Raw genomic sequence first — 15,482 nt, 5'->3', positions numbered from 1 at the left:
GACATTTGCCCCGGCAAGTGGACTTCACAGAGTTTGCGCCCGCGGCAACTTAATGAAGCGCCTGGCAGGGTGCAGTCGTGGAGGTCCGCATAGTGGGGCAGGGGTAGAGCCAGCTTTGGAGCTTCTAAGGGGATATGGAGGCTCGATGTGCGGGGCAGGTAGGTGCTGCGCCGAGCCAGCTAGTTAAATCGATGTTACCAATTCGCAGGGAAGGCGCCCGGCGCAAGATTGGGATCGCGCCCCCGATTCAGCCTCAGAAATTGTTCCAGATTTTTGCCGGACTGTTAACGACGCCACGCAAGAGGCGCAGTACACCCACCATACCGCGAAATGGTACTTGGGGGATAGCTTGGGAGCCAGTCTTTGCTGATCTTATAAGTGCTTGATCTGTGGGGGCAATATATTAAGAAGTGGCAGCCCGTAGGGCGCTTGATGTTCTGAACGAAATCAAGGGCTTGATTCGTCCAAATGACCCCAATTTGCAGGAAAGCGTCCAATCGGACGATTTGAATGCGTCCAGCCCGACCGGGCAGGACTGAAATGGAAGGGCCTATCCTTCGCGCATGTATCTTGGCGGATCGGCGCATCGGAAGGCCAACAGCAGACAGATCGGCTTTGCCGCCCTGACCGTTTCAGCCCTTCGATTCCTGAAATAACACGTCTGGCGGCAGCCGATCAATCGGGATCGGCCCATCACACTTACTTTTTCGCAAACTTCTGCCACTGCGTTGCATTCTGCCAGCGGCGCGGAAGCTTCTGCCCTTGCTTCTGTCTACAAGAATCCCGGCTCGCAGAGCCGCAACGCCGCAGGCGTCAGCCCTGCCGCTGGCAAGGGCAAAAAGACCCCCGCAGGGGTCACGGGGGAGGCCCGCAGGGCCGGGGGCAGCGCCCCCCTTGGTATATACACGGAATCCGTTGACAAACGGACCGTGCGGAAGGCCCCGCCGAAGGGGAAACCCAAGGCGCGCAAGTGCAAGAACCCCGAGCGGGACAAGGCAAAGAAAGCCGAGGTTTTCAGGGATTTGCGGCGGCAAGTCCATGCCGACCAGCGGGCGGTTGCAGGACTGGTGCAGCGCCATGTCCGCCACGATCATCGCATTGGGAAGTGTAAATGGTGCAAGATAGCGGCGAAGGTAGAATTGCACCTGAACAGCTATGGTGAAGGTTCTGACGCAGTGCAGCGGGCCAGCTATAAGGGGCTTGTGATCTGCGGCAACGTGTGGGGCTGTCCTGTCTGCGGGGCGCGTGTGAGCCGCGTTCGGCGTGGCGAAATGAACACCCTCCTAGCGTGGGCGCGGGAGCAGAAGTTGGTGCCGGTCATGCTGACGCTCACCGCTCGCCATGGCCGCGCCGACAGGCTGGCCGATCTGCTGGAAGGCATGAAGAACGCAAAGCGCCGTTTGCGGCAACGGGCGGAATGGCGGGCGCTGCCCTATGCCGGGTCCGTTACTGCCACAGAAATCACGCACGGCACCGCGCATGGGTGGCACCCTCATTTCCACGAGATCGTCTTGCTGCGCTGTGCGGACGAGGCGGAGGCTCTGGCGATGGTCCAGCCACTTGCGGAAGCGTGGCGCGTATCACTGCGGGCCTTCGATCTGGACGGCGCGGCGGCGGCTTTCGATGCGCAGGGCGCTGCTGTGGCGGGCGACTATGTGACAAAATGGGGCGTCGCGGCGGAAATGACGTTGCGGGACAGCAAAGCGGGGCGTGCCGGAAAGGCGGGTGCGAAGGGCCGTATCCCGCTGGAACTGGCCCGCCTCGCTGCCGCAGGAGGAAATTGCGAGACACATTTGTGGCTGGAGTATTTCGAGGCCACTAGCGGCCAGCGGCGGCGGCAACTGGTATGGTCTCGCGGCCTGAAGGCCGAATGCGGGGTGGCCGAGGTCGCGGACGAGGCGGCGGCGGCGCAGGAATCCGAAGATGGGCAGATATCGGAGCCGGTTTTTGAGTGGGGAGTGGAATGGTCGGCGGTCGCCAGAAAGCGGGTCCGGATGATGGAAGCGGCGGAAATCGGGGGCGCGGCGGCGGTTGCGGTGGCGATGGCTGGGCGGGATGATGATGAGGCGGAGGCATCGCCGAAACTGGTCGAAACCGCAGCTGCCCCGGCCAATCCGCACCCCACATCGGGAGGCAATGGAGAGGCCGCGCATCATGATGCAGACACTGCGGGGGATGAGATGCTGGCGCTGTTGGCGCTGTTCGATGCACCGCCCGATGTGCAGGCGGCGGCGGACGCGGCCCGCAGCGCCGATTTTCGGCAGCGGGCCGGACTATGGTGGGAGAAAGTGCGGGCGGCGGCATAGCCGCCTGCGCATCAGGCGGTTTGAATGCCATTGCTCCCTCTTCCCCAAATCTCGGGGTGCCGCTAGGCTCGCAGCATTGACGGAGGAACTAAGTTTGCCGAGCCTAAAGGATTTCATAGCCGCCTTGCAGGCTGGCTGGTTTCCGGCCCTCGCTGCTTTGGTGGGTTGTGCAATTGTGATAGCGGGGGACTGGTATCAGCTTCCTTACCTGTCGAGCACTCCGCCTTTCCTGCTCACCACCGCCGTAATCGTGGGGGTGTTTTCTTTCAGCATTCTGGCGGCGAACATCGTGTATGCTCCCATCGCGGTATGGAATTCTATCAAGCGGGCAAGGGCGAGGAAGAGGTTTAAAGCCGCCGTGGAGGCGGAGGTGTCCGCTGCGCCCCCGGAAGAGATGATGATCTTGGCATATCTGGTGACGACTGGCAGGAGGGCTTTTGCCGCAGAGTTCAATAACAGGAGGCTCGCACCTCTGGTGGCAAAGGGACTGATATTAAGGCTCGGCGGAACCAACTCCGTCTTGGAATGGCCTTACGTTGTGCAAGAGGACGTCTGGAAGTTTCTGCTTGAGCACAAAGAGGAACTGCATGTTCCGAATGCTGATAGCATGCAAGATATATTCCACTGGCGGAACCGCTGGTAACAGGGCTGTCCATTTACAGGCTTATTGCGGGTCGTCCGGCAAGATCCCGGACAGCGCATCAGACCTGACTACTGCCAGCGCATCTGCATCCGGTGCGGTCACGGTCTTAGACAGGCGCAGGACGATGGCGCGCGCCACGCCCGGCGCTTTTTCAGTCGCCCGCGTATCCCGCAGGCCTTTGCACTCATCGTATGTGACTCCGGAGCCATATCCATCAGAATGTGCGATCCAGATCGCCGCTCGAGTCAGCGCCAGCTTGTCCAGATCAGCCATTTTCGGGTTGGTTAGCAGGTGGCGAATAGAGGTCAAGGCCAGACCGTTGGCCGTGGCCTGCTGGCCAGCGGTGAAGGGCTGATCTGGGTCCGTGCCGAATGGGTCGATGATGTCGTTCATATTTTGGTTTCCTACAGCCCAAATCTGCGCCCGCCCATCGGGCGCATGGTTTTTCCGATAAGACCCGCCGCGCCGCTCTTGGGGCGCTTGCCGCCTATGAGTGACTTGCCAGCCGCCCCGGCCATCGTGCCGATCAGTTGAACACCGATTTGCACCGCCTGCGCGCTGCGCCCATCCATCGCGCCGCCTCGGCGCTTTCCTTTGGTCGATAGTTTGCCCAGCGGTTTCGCCAGGGCGGTGGATACCACCGCCCTGGCGAAACCGGGGCTTGCTGCGTGACGCGGGGACGCCCGCCAGCCGGGGTTGGGGCTGCGGTCTGGACAGGGCGCGGGTCGAGCCGCTGCCGAATGCGTGACAGCGTAGCGGCCCGGTCGATCTGACCCGCACCGATACGCTGGCCGTCAGGCCCGATCAATATAAGGCCCTGACCACGACCGCGCTGGACCGTCTCCGCGCGCCAGCCCTGCGTTGCTAGGCCGCTATGCAGGTCTTTCCATGACCCTGCGGTCAATAGCGTCCGCCTGACGCCATCGGGGGCGTTGTGTTGTCGCGGGTCTGGTGTGGCCCGATCGCCTCGCATCCTGCGCCCGGTGTCCGGGGCCGGGGCGTGGCGTCCCGGCGTGACCGTGAGGCCGCGCCGCGCCTCGATGCGCCGCAAAGCGGCCTCGGCCCTTGCAAAGCTGTTGCTGTCGCTGACGGACTTGCCATCCGCCCCGACCCGATTGACCATCAGGTGCATGTGCGCGTGGTCGCGGTCATGGTGCCGCACGACGATGGCCTGATTTTCGGCCAGCCCGAGGCCGCGCAACACCCCGGCGGCGTCCTGCCGCATATCAGCATTGCTCGGCTCCGCGTCCGCCGGGTCATAGCTGACGACAATATGCATAACTGGCTGCTGCGTCCGGACGCTGACCGATGCCGCAGTTTGCATTTCGCTGGCGGCGGCTTCTGGGTCGTCGGATGAGAGGTGCCGCATGTCCAGCACCTCGCCGCGCCGATCTCGCGTGAGATAAGTCGAGAGGCGGAAAAAGTCCCGCCCCTTGATGATTTTAGCGATCATGCCCCCAGTGCGCCAAGCGCAGCGCGCGCCCCGCTTGTGCGCCGCTCAGCCTCTTTTAGAGCCTCGGCACGATGGGCCTCGCTGGCCTTCGCCCGCGCTTCTCGCTCTTTCGATTCCGCGACAATGCCGGTTCCCCATGCAATGCTATTGTTAGCGGCGCCCCGCATATCATCGGTAGAAGTCGGATTATTCAGGATGTCCGCTCCGACCCGCTTTGCTTCGATACCAAGACTGATATTCCGCTCGGCGCTGGCAACGGCCAATCTGGCGCTGGTCAGGTCGTGTGCGGCACATTCTTCGGCAAGCTCCGCCCGGGCAACAGCCAGTTCGGCCCGCAGGATTTTTTCGCTATCAGTCATGGTTTAACTCCTTAGACTTTTGGCCAGATTAAAGCCGTGCCGCCATATCCCGCGCCGCCGCCGCCGGGATGTAGATCGGATTGGGAATGTCGGAGTAAGGGACACGGTGTCCGCCCGCCTTCTCCAAAGCCTGCATGAAAGCGGCCAGCTTTCGGGGATTCTTGAAGTAGACGCGGCAACTCGCCGCCCCTACCGGGATGAAGAAAACATGCGCGGCCTGTATTTCGGAGGCCGCCCGGGAAATATCCTCCAAACCGCTGTTGCCCATAGCCCAATCGCCACCCGGCGTTGTTTCTGCGGCGGTGAGTGCTGCCAGCGCGTCCCACGCTTCAATATCGTCGCAAAAGACGGTGGCAATGCGGTCTGCCCCGGCAATGCGCGCCGGACCGTCCGGAATAATGTGATCGCTGATCGACATTTATTATTTCCTTCTCTTGAAGATTGCCCGCACTACAAAGGCGGTCAGCGTGACCGCGCCGCGCAGCAGGGCGGTGATGATAGTGACGGATACCGCCATTGCGGCTACGCCTGCGGAGAGGGCCATGCGGTTGTTGCGTCTCGCGTCTCGCAGCATCATGCCAGCGCATCCCCGATCTTGGCGGCGGTCCGGGCGATCTGCGCATGCAGTGCGCCGAGCGCCTTGATTTGCACGGCGGTGAGGGTGCCGCTTTTGTTGCCGACTTTTGCAATCTGATTCAAATTGCTGCCAACGCGATTGAGGGCGGCGACCGCCTCGGCGTCGACCCCGGCCCGCCGCGAAGGCGGCTCAGATCCCAGAACGACCGACCTCATATAAGCCGCAACAGGCAGGCCGAGCGCATCCGCCCGAGCGGCGATCTCGGCCTTCTCGGGGTCGTTCAACTGGACCTCCATGCGGTGCAGGCGCTTGGCGAATTTCGGGGTTCGAGGCCGTGCCATTTCAATTTCTCCGGAGCGTTCACGCGACATTCCGGTTTACCCGGAATTAGTTTTCATACGGGTCTTTCCCGGTGAAAACATTTCTTGCTAATTACTGATACAACCTTAGATCAATATAAGGCTCCGGATGATCCGGATCAACTTAATTCATGGGGGATGTTGTGAATTATCCGGATATACGGACGCGCATAAAGTATCATGCGCTGGCGGCGACTTGGGCCGGAAAACCCGTTGTATTACGGGACAAGCCTCGCCCGCCTTCGATGCATCCGGACGTTAATGGCATGTCCACGCCGGGCCGATCCGTTCCGAGAGTGGATATATTTTATCCGCTGTCAAATGGTGACAGCCGCAGGGATGTTATTGCGCACGAATGTGCCCATATCGCCTACCGCGATTTACACTGGCATAAAGTATATTCGGAATTGGAGGCAATAAAAATTATGGCAACAATTGAGCCGGAATTGGTTGCTGCATATTCCGGATATATTGATCTGGGCGAGGAGTGTATTGTGCGCCTTGCGGATCATCAACGCGCCGGGGCCGACCTGCCGGACATGTCGGCGGGTCTCCGGCGCATCGTCCGTCAACTTTCGCGCCCGAAGACGGGACGGTTGATGATGTGTGCCGCTGCGGCTCTGTTGGCGCTTGTTGTTGTCGTGGTGCCGGTTGTCGCCAGTGCAGCTGGGGCAAAGGTGGTGGTGCGGCTCGAGTCCCCATCTGGTGCTTTGTGGCGTAGCTGGGCCTGCCCTGTCGATGGTGGCCCGCCCGAATGGGCATCCGTGGGGCCGCAAGTGGATGAGTGGCGCGCCCTGATGACGCAGCATGGTTACGGCTATCAGCCCGGCCTACCCAAATGCCCTGCTGTTCTGGCGGCGTGTGCGGGCGGTGCTGGTGAGGTGGTTGAGCGATATGGCCCTGACCGCCAGCCGCCCGGAACGGCCCCAAATGGACCGTGGGCCGTCCAGAAATGGGATTCAGTCGTCAGGATCACATGCCCATGATGTTCAACCCGTTTCGCTTGCCCCGGATGAGGTTTCCGCGCTTCCGTCTCCGCCCCGTCACCGCGCGCAGAAAGCCATCCGAGAAAGACGACACGAGCGGGGCCGCGAAAGCTGGCGGACTCCGGTTCTGGGATCAGGCTGGCAAGGGGCGGCGGCGGGAAATGCTGGATGACTGGCGGTCCAGTCGCCGCCGGGATTCCGGAAAAAGGTCAGATCAGGGCAAGGGCGGTGCTGCGCTTGCATCGGTTTCGGCTATGGCGTCAAAAGTCCGTGCTGATCTGCGCAAGCCGCATCCATCCGGATGAGCCGCCGGTTCCGTCTTTCCCATCTTCCTCATCCCCAGCAAAAAAGCATATCCGCTGGCGCTGTCCGTCTGGGCGTAGGACCGAGGGCCCCCCGAGGGGTCCCCTATGGGGTGTCGGGGGTTTCGGGCCGGTGTCGAATGCCGATACCCAGCGGGCGGGCCGCTTGCGGCCCGGGCATTCGACGGAACGCCTTCTCGATGACGTTTCAACTCGCCCCTTTTTGGTCTGCGATACGTATCCGCCCCGGAGGTTATCCCCAAAATCCCGACATATGGCCCGGATATCGGCGATTTCGGGCCTCGGGATTTTCATGGCCTCGGCATATCTTTATCCGCATGAGCAACCGCGCCGCCACTTTTCGCCAATCCGACCTGACCCGCGCCCTGAATGGGGTGCGGGCTGCGGGGTTGCAGGCTGCGCGGATCGTAATCGACAGCGCCGGAACGATGGAAATCATCCTGCGCGGTGACGATCAGGACGATGGGCGCGGGGCCAATCCCTGCGACCGGTTGTTGAAGGGCGGAATGAAGTGACGAAGCGAACGAACCCGTATCCGGGCCTGGTCCGGGTGAAGGACAGGCACGGCAAAGAGAGGCTCCGCTATAAGACTAAACGCCGGGGCGGCTTTAGCTGCTATCTGCCCGGCCCCTACGGGTCGCCCGAATTCAAACGGGCGTATAAGGAGGCGTCGGAAGCGCTGGCAGCGCCTTCGGTAGTCGCACCGTATGGCTCCCTCGGGTGGGCGGTGACGAAATACCTTTCCAACGCGCATTGGGCCACTCTGTCCGCAGCCCGTAAGGGCACGCTCCGCCGGGAACTGGACTGGCTTCGGGAACAGGCCGGGGATTTGCCGCTGGCCCGTTTTGGGGTCGAGCATGTGCAGGCGCTTATGGAGCGCAAGACCGGACCGACCGCCGCGAACACGGTCAAGAAAAACCTGTCGATGCTGTTCAACTTCGCCGCGAAGCCGTCGAAAGCGGGCGGTCTTGGCCTCCGGATCGACAACCCGGCCCGCCATGCGGTGAGCCGGAAAGAGCGGAAGGGCGGGTATCACACCGCTACCGCTGATGAGATGGCCCGGTATCTGGCCCACTGGGGGCCGGGGACAAAGGCGCGGCTGGCCTTCCTGCTGGCGCAGAACACCGGGGCCGCACGGGCAGATCTGTCCGGACTGGACAGGAGCGATATCAGGGATGGCTGCCTCCACTACAGCCGCCAGAAGACCGGCATTGAAGGGGTGTATGAGATCGGGCCGGAACTGGCGGAGGAACTGAGCCGGCTTCCGTCGGAACAGGTCTATCTGATCGCGCAAAACAAGCGGGACAGACCTTATAAGGCGGAATCTCTTGGGAACATATTTAAGAAGTGGGCCGAGTCCGCCGGGGTGCCTGCGATTACGATTCACGGCGTCCGGAAGGGGCAGGCCACCGCCATCGCGGAGGCGGGCGGCACGGAAAACGAGGTCATGAGCTATCTGGCGCATGCCACCACAGAGGAAGCCCGGACATATACGGTCGCAGCATCCCGGAAGAGGTTGACGAAATCGGGGCTTGAGCGCCTTAATGGCGCGGATAGCCCGGTGCAGGGGGCCAACCAACTTGTCGAGTTGGCCGCTTCTATCATGCAACGGCTTGATAATATGGAGAATAATATGGAAGTGGCAGCCCGTAGGGGAGTCGAACCCCTCTTTTCAGGTTGAAAACCTGACGTCCTAACCGATAGACGAACGGGCCACTTTCTTCTTCGCCGCTGTTCTTTTTCGTCCCAGCGTCTCTGTGAGGCGGTGTTTAGTCGGCGCTCACAGGATGCACAAGAGGAAAAATAACAAAATTCTCAATCAGCTGCTGCGGCATCCTCCAGACGCAGCTGAACCCTGGATTTTCCGCCCCAGGTGTTGATCTCCAGGCGTCCCGCAAGGTGGAAAAGCCGGTGACCGCTGTTCTCCAACTGTGGCCCCAACGGGCCGTCAAAAGCGCCAAAAGCCATGATTTCGGGGCCCTGGGCCTGACCCCGGATGGTGAGTTTCAGATGCGAGCTGCCGATTCTGCGGCCCTGCAACGCGACGGAGGGAATCACAAATCGCGGCGACGGTGCGGAGGCCCCAAACGGACCGGCCTGCGCAATCTGTTCGACGAATTCGACATTTGCCGCCTCGGGCAGCAGGATCGAGTCGATTCGCAGCATCTCGGGGCCGGTTCCGCCGGCGCCCTGCCGCAACAGCAATTCGGCGAGTCGCGTCATGGCGGGTTCCAGCATGGCGCGGGTCAGGCTGAGCCCTGCCGCCATCTTGTGGCCACCGCCTTTCTCCAGCAATCCCTCGGCGGCGATCCGGTGAATCGAGGCACCGAGATCGACCCCGGGTACGGAGCGGGCCGAGCCCTTGCCGTGATCTCCGTCGAAGCCGATCACCACGGCCGGCCGGCCGGTCGCCTCTTTCAGCCGGGCGGCGACGATGCCGACGACGCCGGGATGCCAGCCATCACCAGCGGCCCAGACCAGCGGCCCCTCTGTGCCGCGCGCCTCGGCCTGTGCGAGGGCCTCCTCACGCACGCGGTCGGTAATCTCGCGACGTTCCGTGTTCAGATCATCCAGCCGTCTCGCCAGAGCAAGAGCCTCGGTCTCGCTGGCGGTGGCAAGCAGTCTGGCGCCAAGATCCGCTTCGCCGATCCGGCCACCGGCATTGATGCGCGGGCCCAGCAGAAAGCCGAGCGCATAGGCCGTCGGCGCCTGATCCATGCGGGAAACATCGGCAAGCGCGCGCAGGCCCACCCTGTCGCGTCGCGCCATCACCCTGAGACCCTGGCGGACAAAGGCACGGTTCACGCCTGTCAATGGGGCAACATCCGCCACGGTTGCGAGGGCTACGAGATCGAGAAACCCCATAAGATCCGGGCCTTTATGGCCCGTTTCCCGCAGCTGGCGCCCGGCTTCGACCAGCATGAGGAAGACGACCGCTGCGGCGCAGAGATGGGCAAGGCTGCCATCCTCATCCTGGCGGTTCGGGTTCACCACCGCGAGCGCCTCCGGCAGGGTCTCGGCCCCAAGGTGGTGATCGAGGATCACCACATCGGCGGGCCGGGCAGCGGCCACAGGATCATGGCTGAGCGTGCCGCAATCGACGCAGATGATCAGAGAATGGTCGCGCGCAAGCGCCTGCATCGCGGGTATATTAGGGCCATAGCCCTCATCGATGCGGTCGGGAATGTAGAGGGTTGCCTGATGCCCCATTTCGCGCAGCCAGATCAGGAGCAGCGCAGCCGAAGACCCGCCATCGACATCATAATCGGCGAAAACCGCGATTTTCTCGCGCCGTTGAAGTGCGGCCAGAAATCTCGCCGCCGCTTTTTCCATATCCTTCAGCCGGCGCGGATCGGGCAGCAGATCGCGCAGTTGCGGATTGAGAAAGGCCTCTGCGTTTTCGGCGGCAATGCCCCGGGCGGTCAGAATGCGACAAAGCGGCAATGGCAGGCGGGTCTGTTGCCCCATCGCCTCGGCAAGCCGTTCTGCGGCTGCGTCAGGTCCAACCCAGCGACGCCCGTTCAGAGAGGCCGCGACACCCAGAAATGCATGATCTTGTGACATGCTTCATGGCTGGCGGAAAACGGGGCCGGGTTCAAGGGTGTTCGGGGAGATCCGGCGATCTCGGTCATTTCAGATGCGGCGGCGGAGGCCTGCGGCGGGAACGTGTTCTGCTGGTGCGGACGGGTGGCCGGGCAATCCACGCCTGTCGACGTGCTGCAGCTGATTCTGCACACTGAGGCCCGGTCGGAAACTTATACTATCTCTCATAAATTTACCGTTGATCGTGCCCGCGTGTCCGATGGCCTGACGCGTTATGTGACTTCCGTGGAGGATGCCGGGAAATGGCTGCCCCATGTTGTCACCGAAGAACTTGCCCGGATCCGCAGGGTGCATCTGGGCATGAGGACGGAGCCGGCGGGGCGGTCCGAGGCGCGGATGCGCGGGATAGCATCCGACTGCAGGGCTCCGACCGGAGATCAGCGCCCGTTTGAAAACGTCGAATTTCCGCAACTGCGCGGCCTGCTGATTGAGGGGCGGGCGGCGGCCCATGCGCAAAGGGGTGCCATGCCGAACGTGGAAACCGGCATTGCCGGAGACCTGGTACAGCAGAGGGCGGCCAGGACCTCAGCAGCGGGGCGGATATCCTGGCCGGAACATCGGCCCCCCATCATGGGCCAGGATTGGGGTGAGCATACGCGTTGTGCCTGTGGTTGCGCCACCATCTCTCCCGACTGTGCCGCCCTGGCTGGTCGAGGTAAGCGATCCATTATTCCTTGTGACCAGTGGGCTGGCTCAGGCCCGAGCGATTGAAAATGCGCAAGCAGGAACGCAAACATCTGGCCAAAGAGGATGGCGGGCCTGAACTGATGCCGGAGGCGAGGGAGGAGCTGGGCTTCGTTGAGGAAGGACACCGGATGTACCCGGAACATGTTCAGGCCTTCGCCGATGACCGTAAGATCGACTGGTGCAATATGGCGCCCGGAAAGCCGAACCAGGACACGCCTTCCTCGAGAGCCTCAGCGACAGTCTGCGTGTTGAGTTATTTGAACGAGACCCCGTTCCCGTTCCTGGGCCCCGGGCCACGCGCAAAGCTCTGCAAAAAAAAACCATTTCCCGACTCACACAGAGACAGGCAGGTTCAGGCCCGGTGTCCAGCTCGCGCCGGATAAAAGCAAGGGCAAGGTCAGCGGAGACCACAGGTAAGCCACGCCGCCACGGGCCTGCTCACAGGGTCGCAAGAGGCGTCACTTTCACCGCCGATTAGCAGGTGGAGAGCCGAAGCGCGCGATCAGGGCCTGATCCGGCCGCGCCGACACCAGATCTCCTGTCGGAAAGCCATCGGAAAGGTCCGGAGACAGATGAAAATGGCATTCATCTGTCTCTAAATATCCCGGGGGGATTCTCCCGCAGGGAGAAGGGGGGCTGGCCCCCCTGGCCCGGTTTACCGCAGCGGGCTGCGATAGGACATGCGCCGCACCGATCCGGTTTTCGACCGCATCAGGATCGTCTCGGTCGTCACCCAGCCCGGTTCGCGCTTGATGCCCGAAAGGAGCGAGCCCGAGGTCACGCCGGTCGCCGCAAAAATCACATCGGCGCGCACGAGGTCGTCGCGGGTATAGACGCGGTCGAAATTGGTGATACCGGCCTTGCGGGCGCGGGATTTTTCATCCTCGTTGCGGAAGAGGAGCTTGCCGAAGAACTGCCCGCCCATGCATTTCAGCGCGGCGGCCGCCAGCACACCTTCGGGTGCGCCACCCGACCCCATATAGATGTCGATGCCGGTCACTTCCGGTTCGGCGCAATGCATGACGCCGGCCACGTCGCCATCGGTGATCAGCCGGATCGAGGCGCCGGTCGACCGGATTTCCTCGATCAGGGCCTCATGGCGCGGGCGCTCCAGCACGCAGGCGGTGATGTCTTCGGTCGAAACGCCTTTCGAAGCCGCGAGCGCCGAGATCCGCTCGGAGGGCGTCATGTCCATCGTCACCACGCCGGGGCGGTAGCCGGGGCCGACGGCCAGCTTTTCCATATAGACGTCGGGCGCATGCAGCAGGGTGCCGCGCGGTGCCATCGCGATCACGGTCAGCGCGTTCGGCATGTCTTTTGCGGTCAGCGTGGTGCCTTCCAGCGGGTCGAGCGCGATATCCATTTCCGGCCCGTTCCCGGTGCCGACCTCTTCGCCGATGAACAGCATCGGCGCCTCGTCGCGTTCGCCTTCGCCGATCACCACGACGCCTTTGATATCAAGCGTGTTCAGCTGATCGCGCATCGCATTGACCGCAGCCTGGTCGGCGGCCTTTTCATCGCCACGCCCGATCAGATGGGCGGACGCCAAAGCGGCGGCCTCTGAAACGCGGGCAAGGCCCAGTGAGAGCATACGGTCCTGGAACTGAGCCTGATCGGCCATTTTGCGGATATCCCTGATGGCGTGGAGTTAACCCGAGGCTTAGCCGCCACCGCCGCCTGCCGCAAGCGCGGTAGCGCAAAAGCAGCGGCGGCGATGAACTTTCAGACTTCTTCGATGCGGATCGCGACGGGGTTCTCGACCAGTACGCCGGTCGCATTGAATTGCGACAGGGCATGGCTCACATCGGCAGGGGCCGCCTTATGGGTGACGATCAGCACAATCGCATCGCCGTCATCGGCATCGGGCTGGTTGATCTGGCGCATCTGGTCGATCGAGATCCCGGCCTCGCCGAGGCAGGTCGCAACCTTGGCCAGGGCGCCGGGTTTGTCCTGGAGCCGCATCCTGAGATAATAGGGCGCGGGCGTTGCCGAACGTGCCGCCACCGGATCGGCCAGTTGCGTGGCGGGGATGCCGAAGACCGGGCGGCGATAGCCGCGCGCGATATCGATCACATCGCCCAGCACCGCGCTGGCGGTCGGGCCTTCGCCGGCCCCGGCGCCGCGCATCACGATCTGGCCGACCGCATCGCCTTCGAGCACGACCATATTGGTGCCGCCCTGAAGCTGGCCGAGCGGGCTTTCCGCCGGCACGAGGCACGGGGTCATGCGCTGCTCCAGGCCGCGCCCGGTCATCTGCGCCACGCCCAGCAGCTTGATATGATAGCCCATATCATCGGCAAGGTTGATATCGTCGATCGAGACATTGCCGATCCCCTCCAGCTCGACCTTGTCAAAGCTGACACGGGTGCCAAAGGCGATGGCGGCCAGGAGCGAGAGTTTATGCCCCGCATCGATCCCTCCGACATCAAGGTTCGGATCGGCCTCGAGATAGCCCAGCTGGCGGGCTTCCTCGAACACGGTCTCATAGGGCAGGCCGGCCGATTGCATCCGGGTCAGGATGTAATTGCAGGTGCCGTTCATCACGCCCATGACGCGTTTGATGCGGTTGCCGGCAAGGCCCTCGGTCAGGGCCTTGATCACCGGGATGCCACCGGCGACAGCCGCTTCGAACCGCAGGGCGGCACCGGTTTTTTCTGCCAGTTCTGCCAGGGCCTGGCCGTGATGCGCGAGCAGCGCTTTATTCGCGGTCACCACATGTTTGCCAAGCGCCAGCGCGGCTTCCGTCGCGTCTTTCGCCGCGCCTTCATGGCCGCCCATCACCTCGATGAAAACATCGACATCATCGCGTTTTGCCAGCTGAACGGGGTCGGTTTCCCAGGCATAGCCCGAGAGATCGGCATCGCGGTTCTTCTTGGGATCCCGGGCGGAAACGGCGGTGATCACCAGCGGGCGCCCGCCGCGTGCGGCGAGGGTTTCGACCTCGCGCTGGATGATTTTCACCACACCGATGCCGACAGTGCCGAGGCCGGCAATCCCAAGACGGAGGGGTCCGGTTTCAGACGGCGTGCTCGACATGGGAGGCCTCATATTGCTGTTCCGCCCAGGGTGTTAGCCCAAGGCCTTGCCGGGCGCAACGGCGGCGAGAAGGTTCAGGCCCGGCCCGCCGCGATGGCCGCGGCCAGGCGGGCACGGGTGGCCGGGTCAAGCACCGGCCCCTGCATCAGCCTGGCGCGGTTTTGCAGCCGGGCGGCGCGGGCGGCCAGAGCCTCACCGGTTGACGCCGATATACGCCCGGATGGCGCCTGCGCCAGCACTTCGTCCATCGGCAAAAGCGAGGGCGGTGCGCCGGAGGCATCGGGCAGGGGGCCGACCTCTGGAAAGGGCGCGCAGCCCAGAAGCGCGATGAGCGGAAGAAGGATCGGAAGGCGTGTCATCTGCGGGCTTGCCTGGGGGTGAAGAGGAGGGCGGATGTAGGATAAGGCGGGTAAGGGCGGCGCGGGTGCATGCGCAGGATCTGTGGCGGACACTAACCCGACTGCGCGCCCCGCGAAAGCCCGCCCGCCATATTCGCCCGGGAAGCAGGCGAAGATGCGAAAGGCCGCGCGTGGAGGCGCGCGGCCTTTGCAAAGACATAGCGGGCCCGACGTCTTTCAGCTCGCCGCGCTCTCGCAGGGGGTCATGTTCTCGCTCAGGCAGACACTGAGGTAGAAGCGCGGCTTCGTCACGATGAAATTGCGGAAGTCTGACACCGGTATGCCGACATCGAAGGCCGGATAGTATTTGGTCCAGGTCTCAAGGATAACGGTCGACTCGCCGGAATTCATCACCGGGATCAGATGGCGGAGGTCGTTGTTCACGTCACTCGCTGTCAGCGGGGTCAACTTTCCATTGGGCGAGCGCGAGAATATCATGGAATATCTGCCGGTTTCTCTGATCTCGTCATAGGTCCATCTGACCGATGTGATGCGCATCGAGATGACGTTCGGGCGCTCCATCAGCCCCTCCATCACGGTTTCCATGCCGTTGATGAAGTTCATGTCCACCTCCTTCTGACGCGAAACCAGATCGGCCACGGCATAGGCGGCTTTCTGGCCCTCGTTGATGGTACGCCAGGTATCCCACCAGACCACCAGGGCCATAATGGTCCAGGTCAACAGGGGCAGGACAATGAGGAATTCGGTCATGATGACACCGGATTCGTCCCTGGCGAACTGCCGCAATTTTT

The 15,482-nt window shown here is 62.7% G+C and carries 16 protein-coding genes and 1 tRNA gene; 5 read left to right on the top strand and 12 right to left on the bottom strand.

The annotated features are described in order from the left end of the window. Positions 1–929 precede the first annotated feature (929 nt). A complete protein-coding gene (locus BLW25_RS09955; RefSeq protein WP_143040492.1) occupies positions 930–2,306 on the top strand; it encodes a protein rep in 1,377 nt (458 codons plus the stop codon). A gap of 94 nt (positions 2,307–2,400) precedes the next feature. After that, a complete protein-coding gene (locus BLW25_RS09950) occupies positions 2,401–2,949 on the top strand; it encodes a hypothetical protein (RefSeq protein ID WP_092898647.1) in 549 nt (182 codons plus the stop codon). A gap of 21 nt (positions 2,950–2,970) precedes the next feature. Here BLW25_RS09950 and BLW25_RS09945 read toward each other — a convergent pair whose 3' ends face one another. From BLW25_RS09945 to BLW25_RS09925, 6 genes are all read right to left on the bottom strand, one after another. Next, complete coding sequence (locus tag BLW25_RS09945; protein ID WP_092898645.1) at positions 2,971–3,342, bottom strand: hypothetical protein; 372 nt, start codon at positions 3,340–3,342, stop codon at positions 2,971–2,973. A 133-nt stretch (positions 3,343–3,475) separates the two neighbouring features. Continuing rightward, entirely contained in the window at positions 3,476–4,402 is a 927-nt protein-coding gene (locus tag BLW25_RS09940; protein ID WP_092898643.1) for a relaxase/mobilization nuclease domain-containing protein, read from the bottom strand. Further along, positions 4,399–4,761, bottom strand: coding sequence for a hypothetical protein (locus BLW25_RS09935; protein WP_092898641.1), 363 nt, complete (start codon positions 4,759–4,761; stop codon positions 4,399–4,401). The genes BLW25_RS09940 and BLW25_RS09935 overlap by 4 nt, the downstream gene beginning before the upstream one ends. Before the next feature lie 28 nt (positions 4,762–4,789). After that, positions 4,790–5,179 (bottom strand): hypothetical protein, encoded by a 390-nt coding sequence (locus BLW25_RS09930; RefSeq protein ID WP_092898639.1) that lies wholly within the window; start codon positions 5,177–5,179, stop codon positions 4,790–4,792. Positions 5,180–5,182: 3 nt separating this feature from the next. Beyond that, positions 5,183–5,338, bottom strand: coding sequence for a hypothetical protein (locus BLW25_RS24335; protein WP_171909520.1), 156 nt, complete (start codon positions 5,336–5,338; stop codon positions 5,183–5,185). Next, positions 5,335–5,709 carry a plasmid mobilization protein gene (locus tag BLW25_RS09925; protein WP_143040491.1) on the bottom strand — a complete coding sequence of 125 codons (375 nt, stop codon included), beginning with the start codon at positions 5,707–5,709 and terminating at the stop codon, positions 5,335–5,337. The genes BLW25_RS24335 and BLW25_RS09925 overlap by 4 nt, the downstream gene beginning before the upstream one ends. Positions 5,710–5,963: 254 nt before the next feature. On the opposite strand from BLW25_RS09925, the gene BLW25_RS23950 reads away from it, so the two are divergent. The 3 genes from BLW25_RS23950 (at position 5,964) to BLW25_RS25320 (ending at position 8,687) form a co-directional block, all read left to right on the top strand. Beyond that, on the top strand, positions 5,964–6,683 hold the full coding sequence (locus BLW25_RS23950) for a hypothetical protein (RefSeq protein ID WP_143040490.1): 720 nt from the start codon (positions 5,964–5,966) through the stop codon (positions 6,681–6,683). Between the two features lie 640 nt (positions 6,684–7,323). Then, the gene (locus BLW25_RS09915; RefSeq protein ID WP_092898633.1) at positions 7,324–7,521 is read left to right on the top strand and encodes a hypothetical protein; all 198 of its coding nucleotides are present in this window, start codon (positions 7,324–7,326) and stop codon (positions 7,519–7,521) included. Between the two features lie 356 nt (positions 7,522–7,877). Continuing rightward, on the top strand, positions 7,878–8,687 hold the full coding sequence (locus BLW25_RS25320; protein ID WP_092901831.1) for a tyrosine-type recombinase/integrase: 810 nt from the start codon (positions 7,878–7,880) through the stop codon (positions 8,685–8,687). On the opposite strand, the gene BLW25_RS09905 is transcribed toward BLW25_RS25320, so the two are convergent. The 6 genes from BLW25_RS09905 to BLW25_RS09870 all read right to left on the bottom strand — a co-directional run bounded on the left by BLW25_RS09905 (position 8,647) and on the right by BLW25_RS09870 (position 15,441). After that, positions 8,647–8,721: transfer RNA gene (locus tag BLW25_RS09905), tRNA-Glu, on the bottom strand. The genes BLW25_RS25320 and BLW25_RS09905 overlap by 41 nt on opposite strands. 100 nt (positions 8,722–8,821) lie before the next feature. Then, positions 8,822–10,570, bottom strand: a complete 1,749-nt coding sequence (recJ, locus tag BLW25_RS09900) for a single-stranded-DNA-specific exonuclease RecJ (protein ID WP_092898631.1) — start codon at positions 10,568–10,570, stop codon at positions 8,822–8,824. Between the two features lie 1,381 nt (positions 10,571–11,951). Next, on the bottom strand, positions 11,952–12,917 hold the full coding sequence (gene glpX / locus BLW25_RS09885; protein WP_092898627.1) for a class II fructose-bisphosphatase: 966 nt from the start codon (positions 12,915–12,917) through the stop codon (positions 11,952–11,954). Between the two features lie 101 nt (positions 12,918–13,018). After that, a complete protein-coding gene (locus BLW25_RS09880; RefSeq protein WP_092898625.1) occupies positions 13,019–14,332 on the bottom strand; it encodes a homoserine dehydrogenase in 1,314 nt (437 codons plus the stop codon). Positions 14,333–14,406: 74 nt separating this feature from the next. Then, positions 14,407–14,691 (bottom strand): hypothetical protein, encoded by a 285-nt coding sequence (locus BLW25_RS09875; protein WP_092898623.1) that lies wholly within the window; start codon positions 14,689–14,691, stop codon positions 14,407–14,409. Between the two features lie 216 nt (positions 14,692–14,907). Further along, positions 14,908–15,441 carry a hypothetical protein gene (locus BLW25_RS09870; protein ID WP_143040489.1) on the bottom strand — a complete coding sequence of 178 codons (534 nt, stop codon included), beginning with the start codon at positions 15,439–15,441 and terminating at the stop codon, positions 14,908–14,910. Positions 15,442–15,482 lie beyond the last annotated feature (41 nt).

It is taken from the genome of Rhodobacter sp. 24-YEA-8 (assembly GCF_900105075.1).
Classification (GTDB): domain Bacteria; phylum Pseudomonadota; class Alphaproteobacteria; order Rhodobacterales; family Rhodobacteraceae; genus Pseudogemmobacter.
This window is presented reverse-complemented; position numbering and strand designations above follow the sequence as displayed.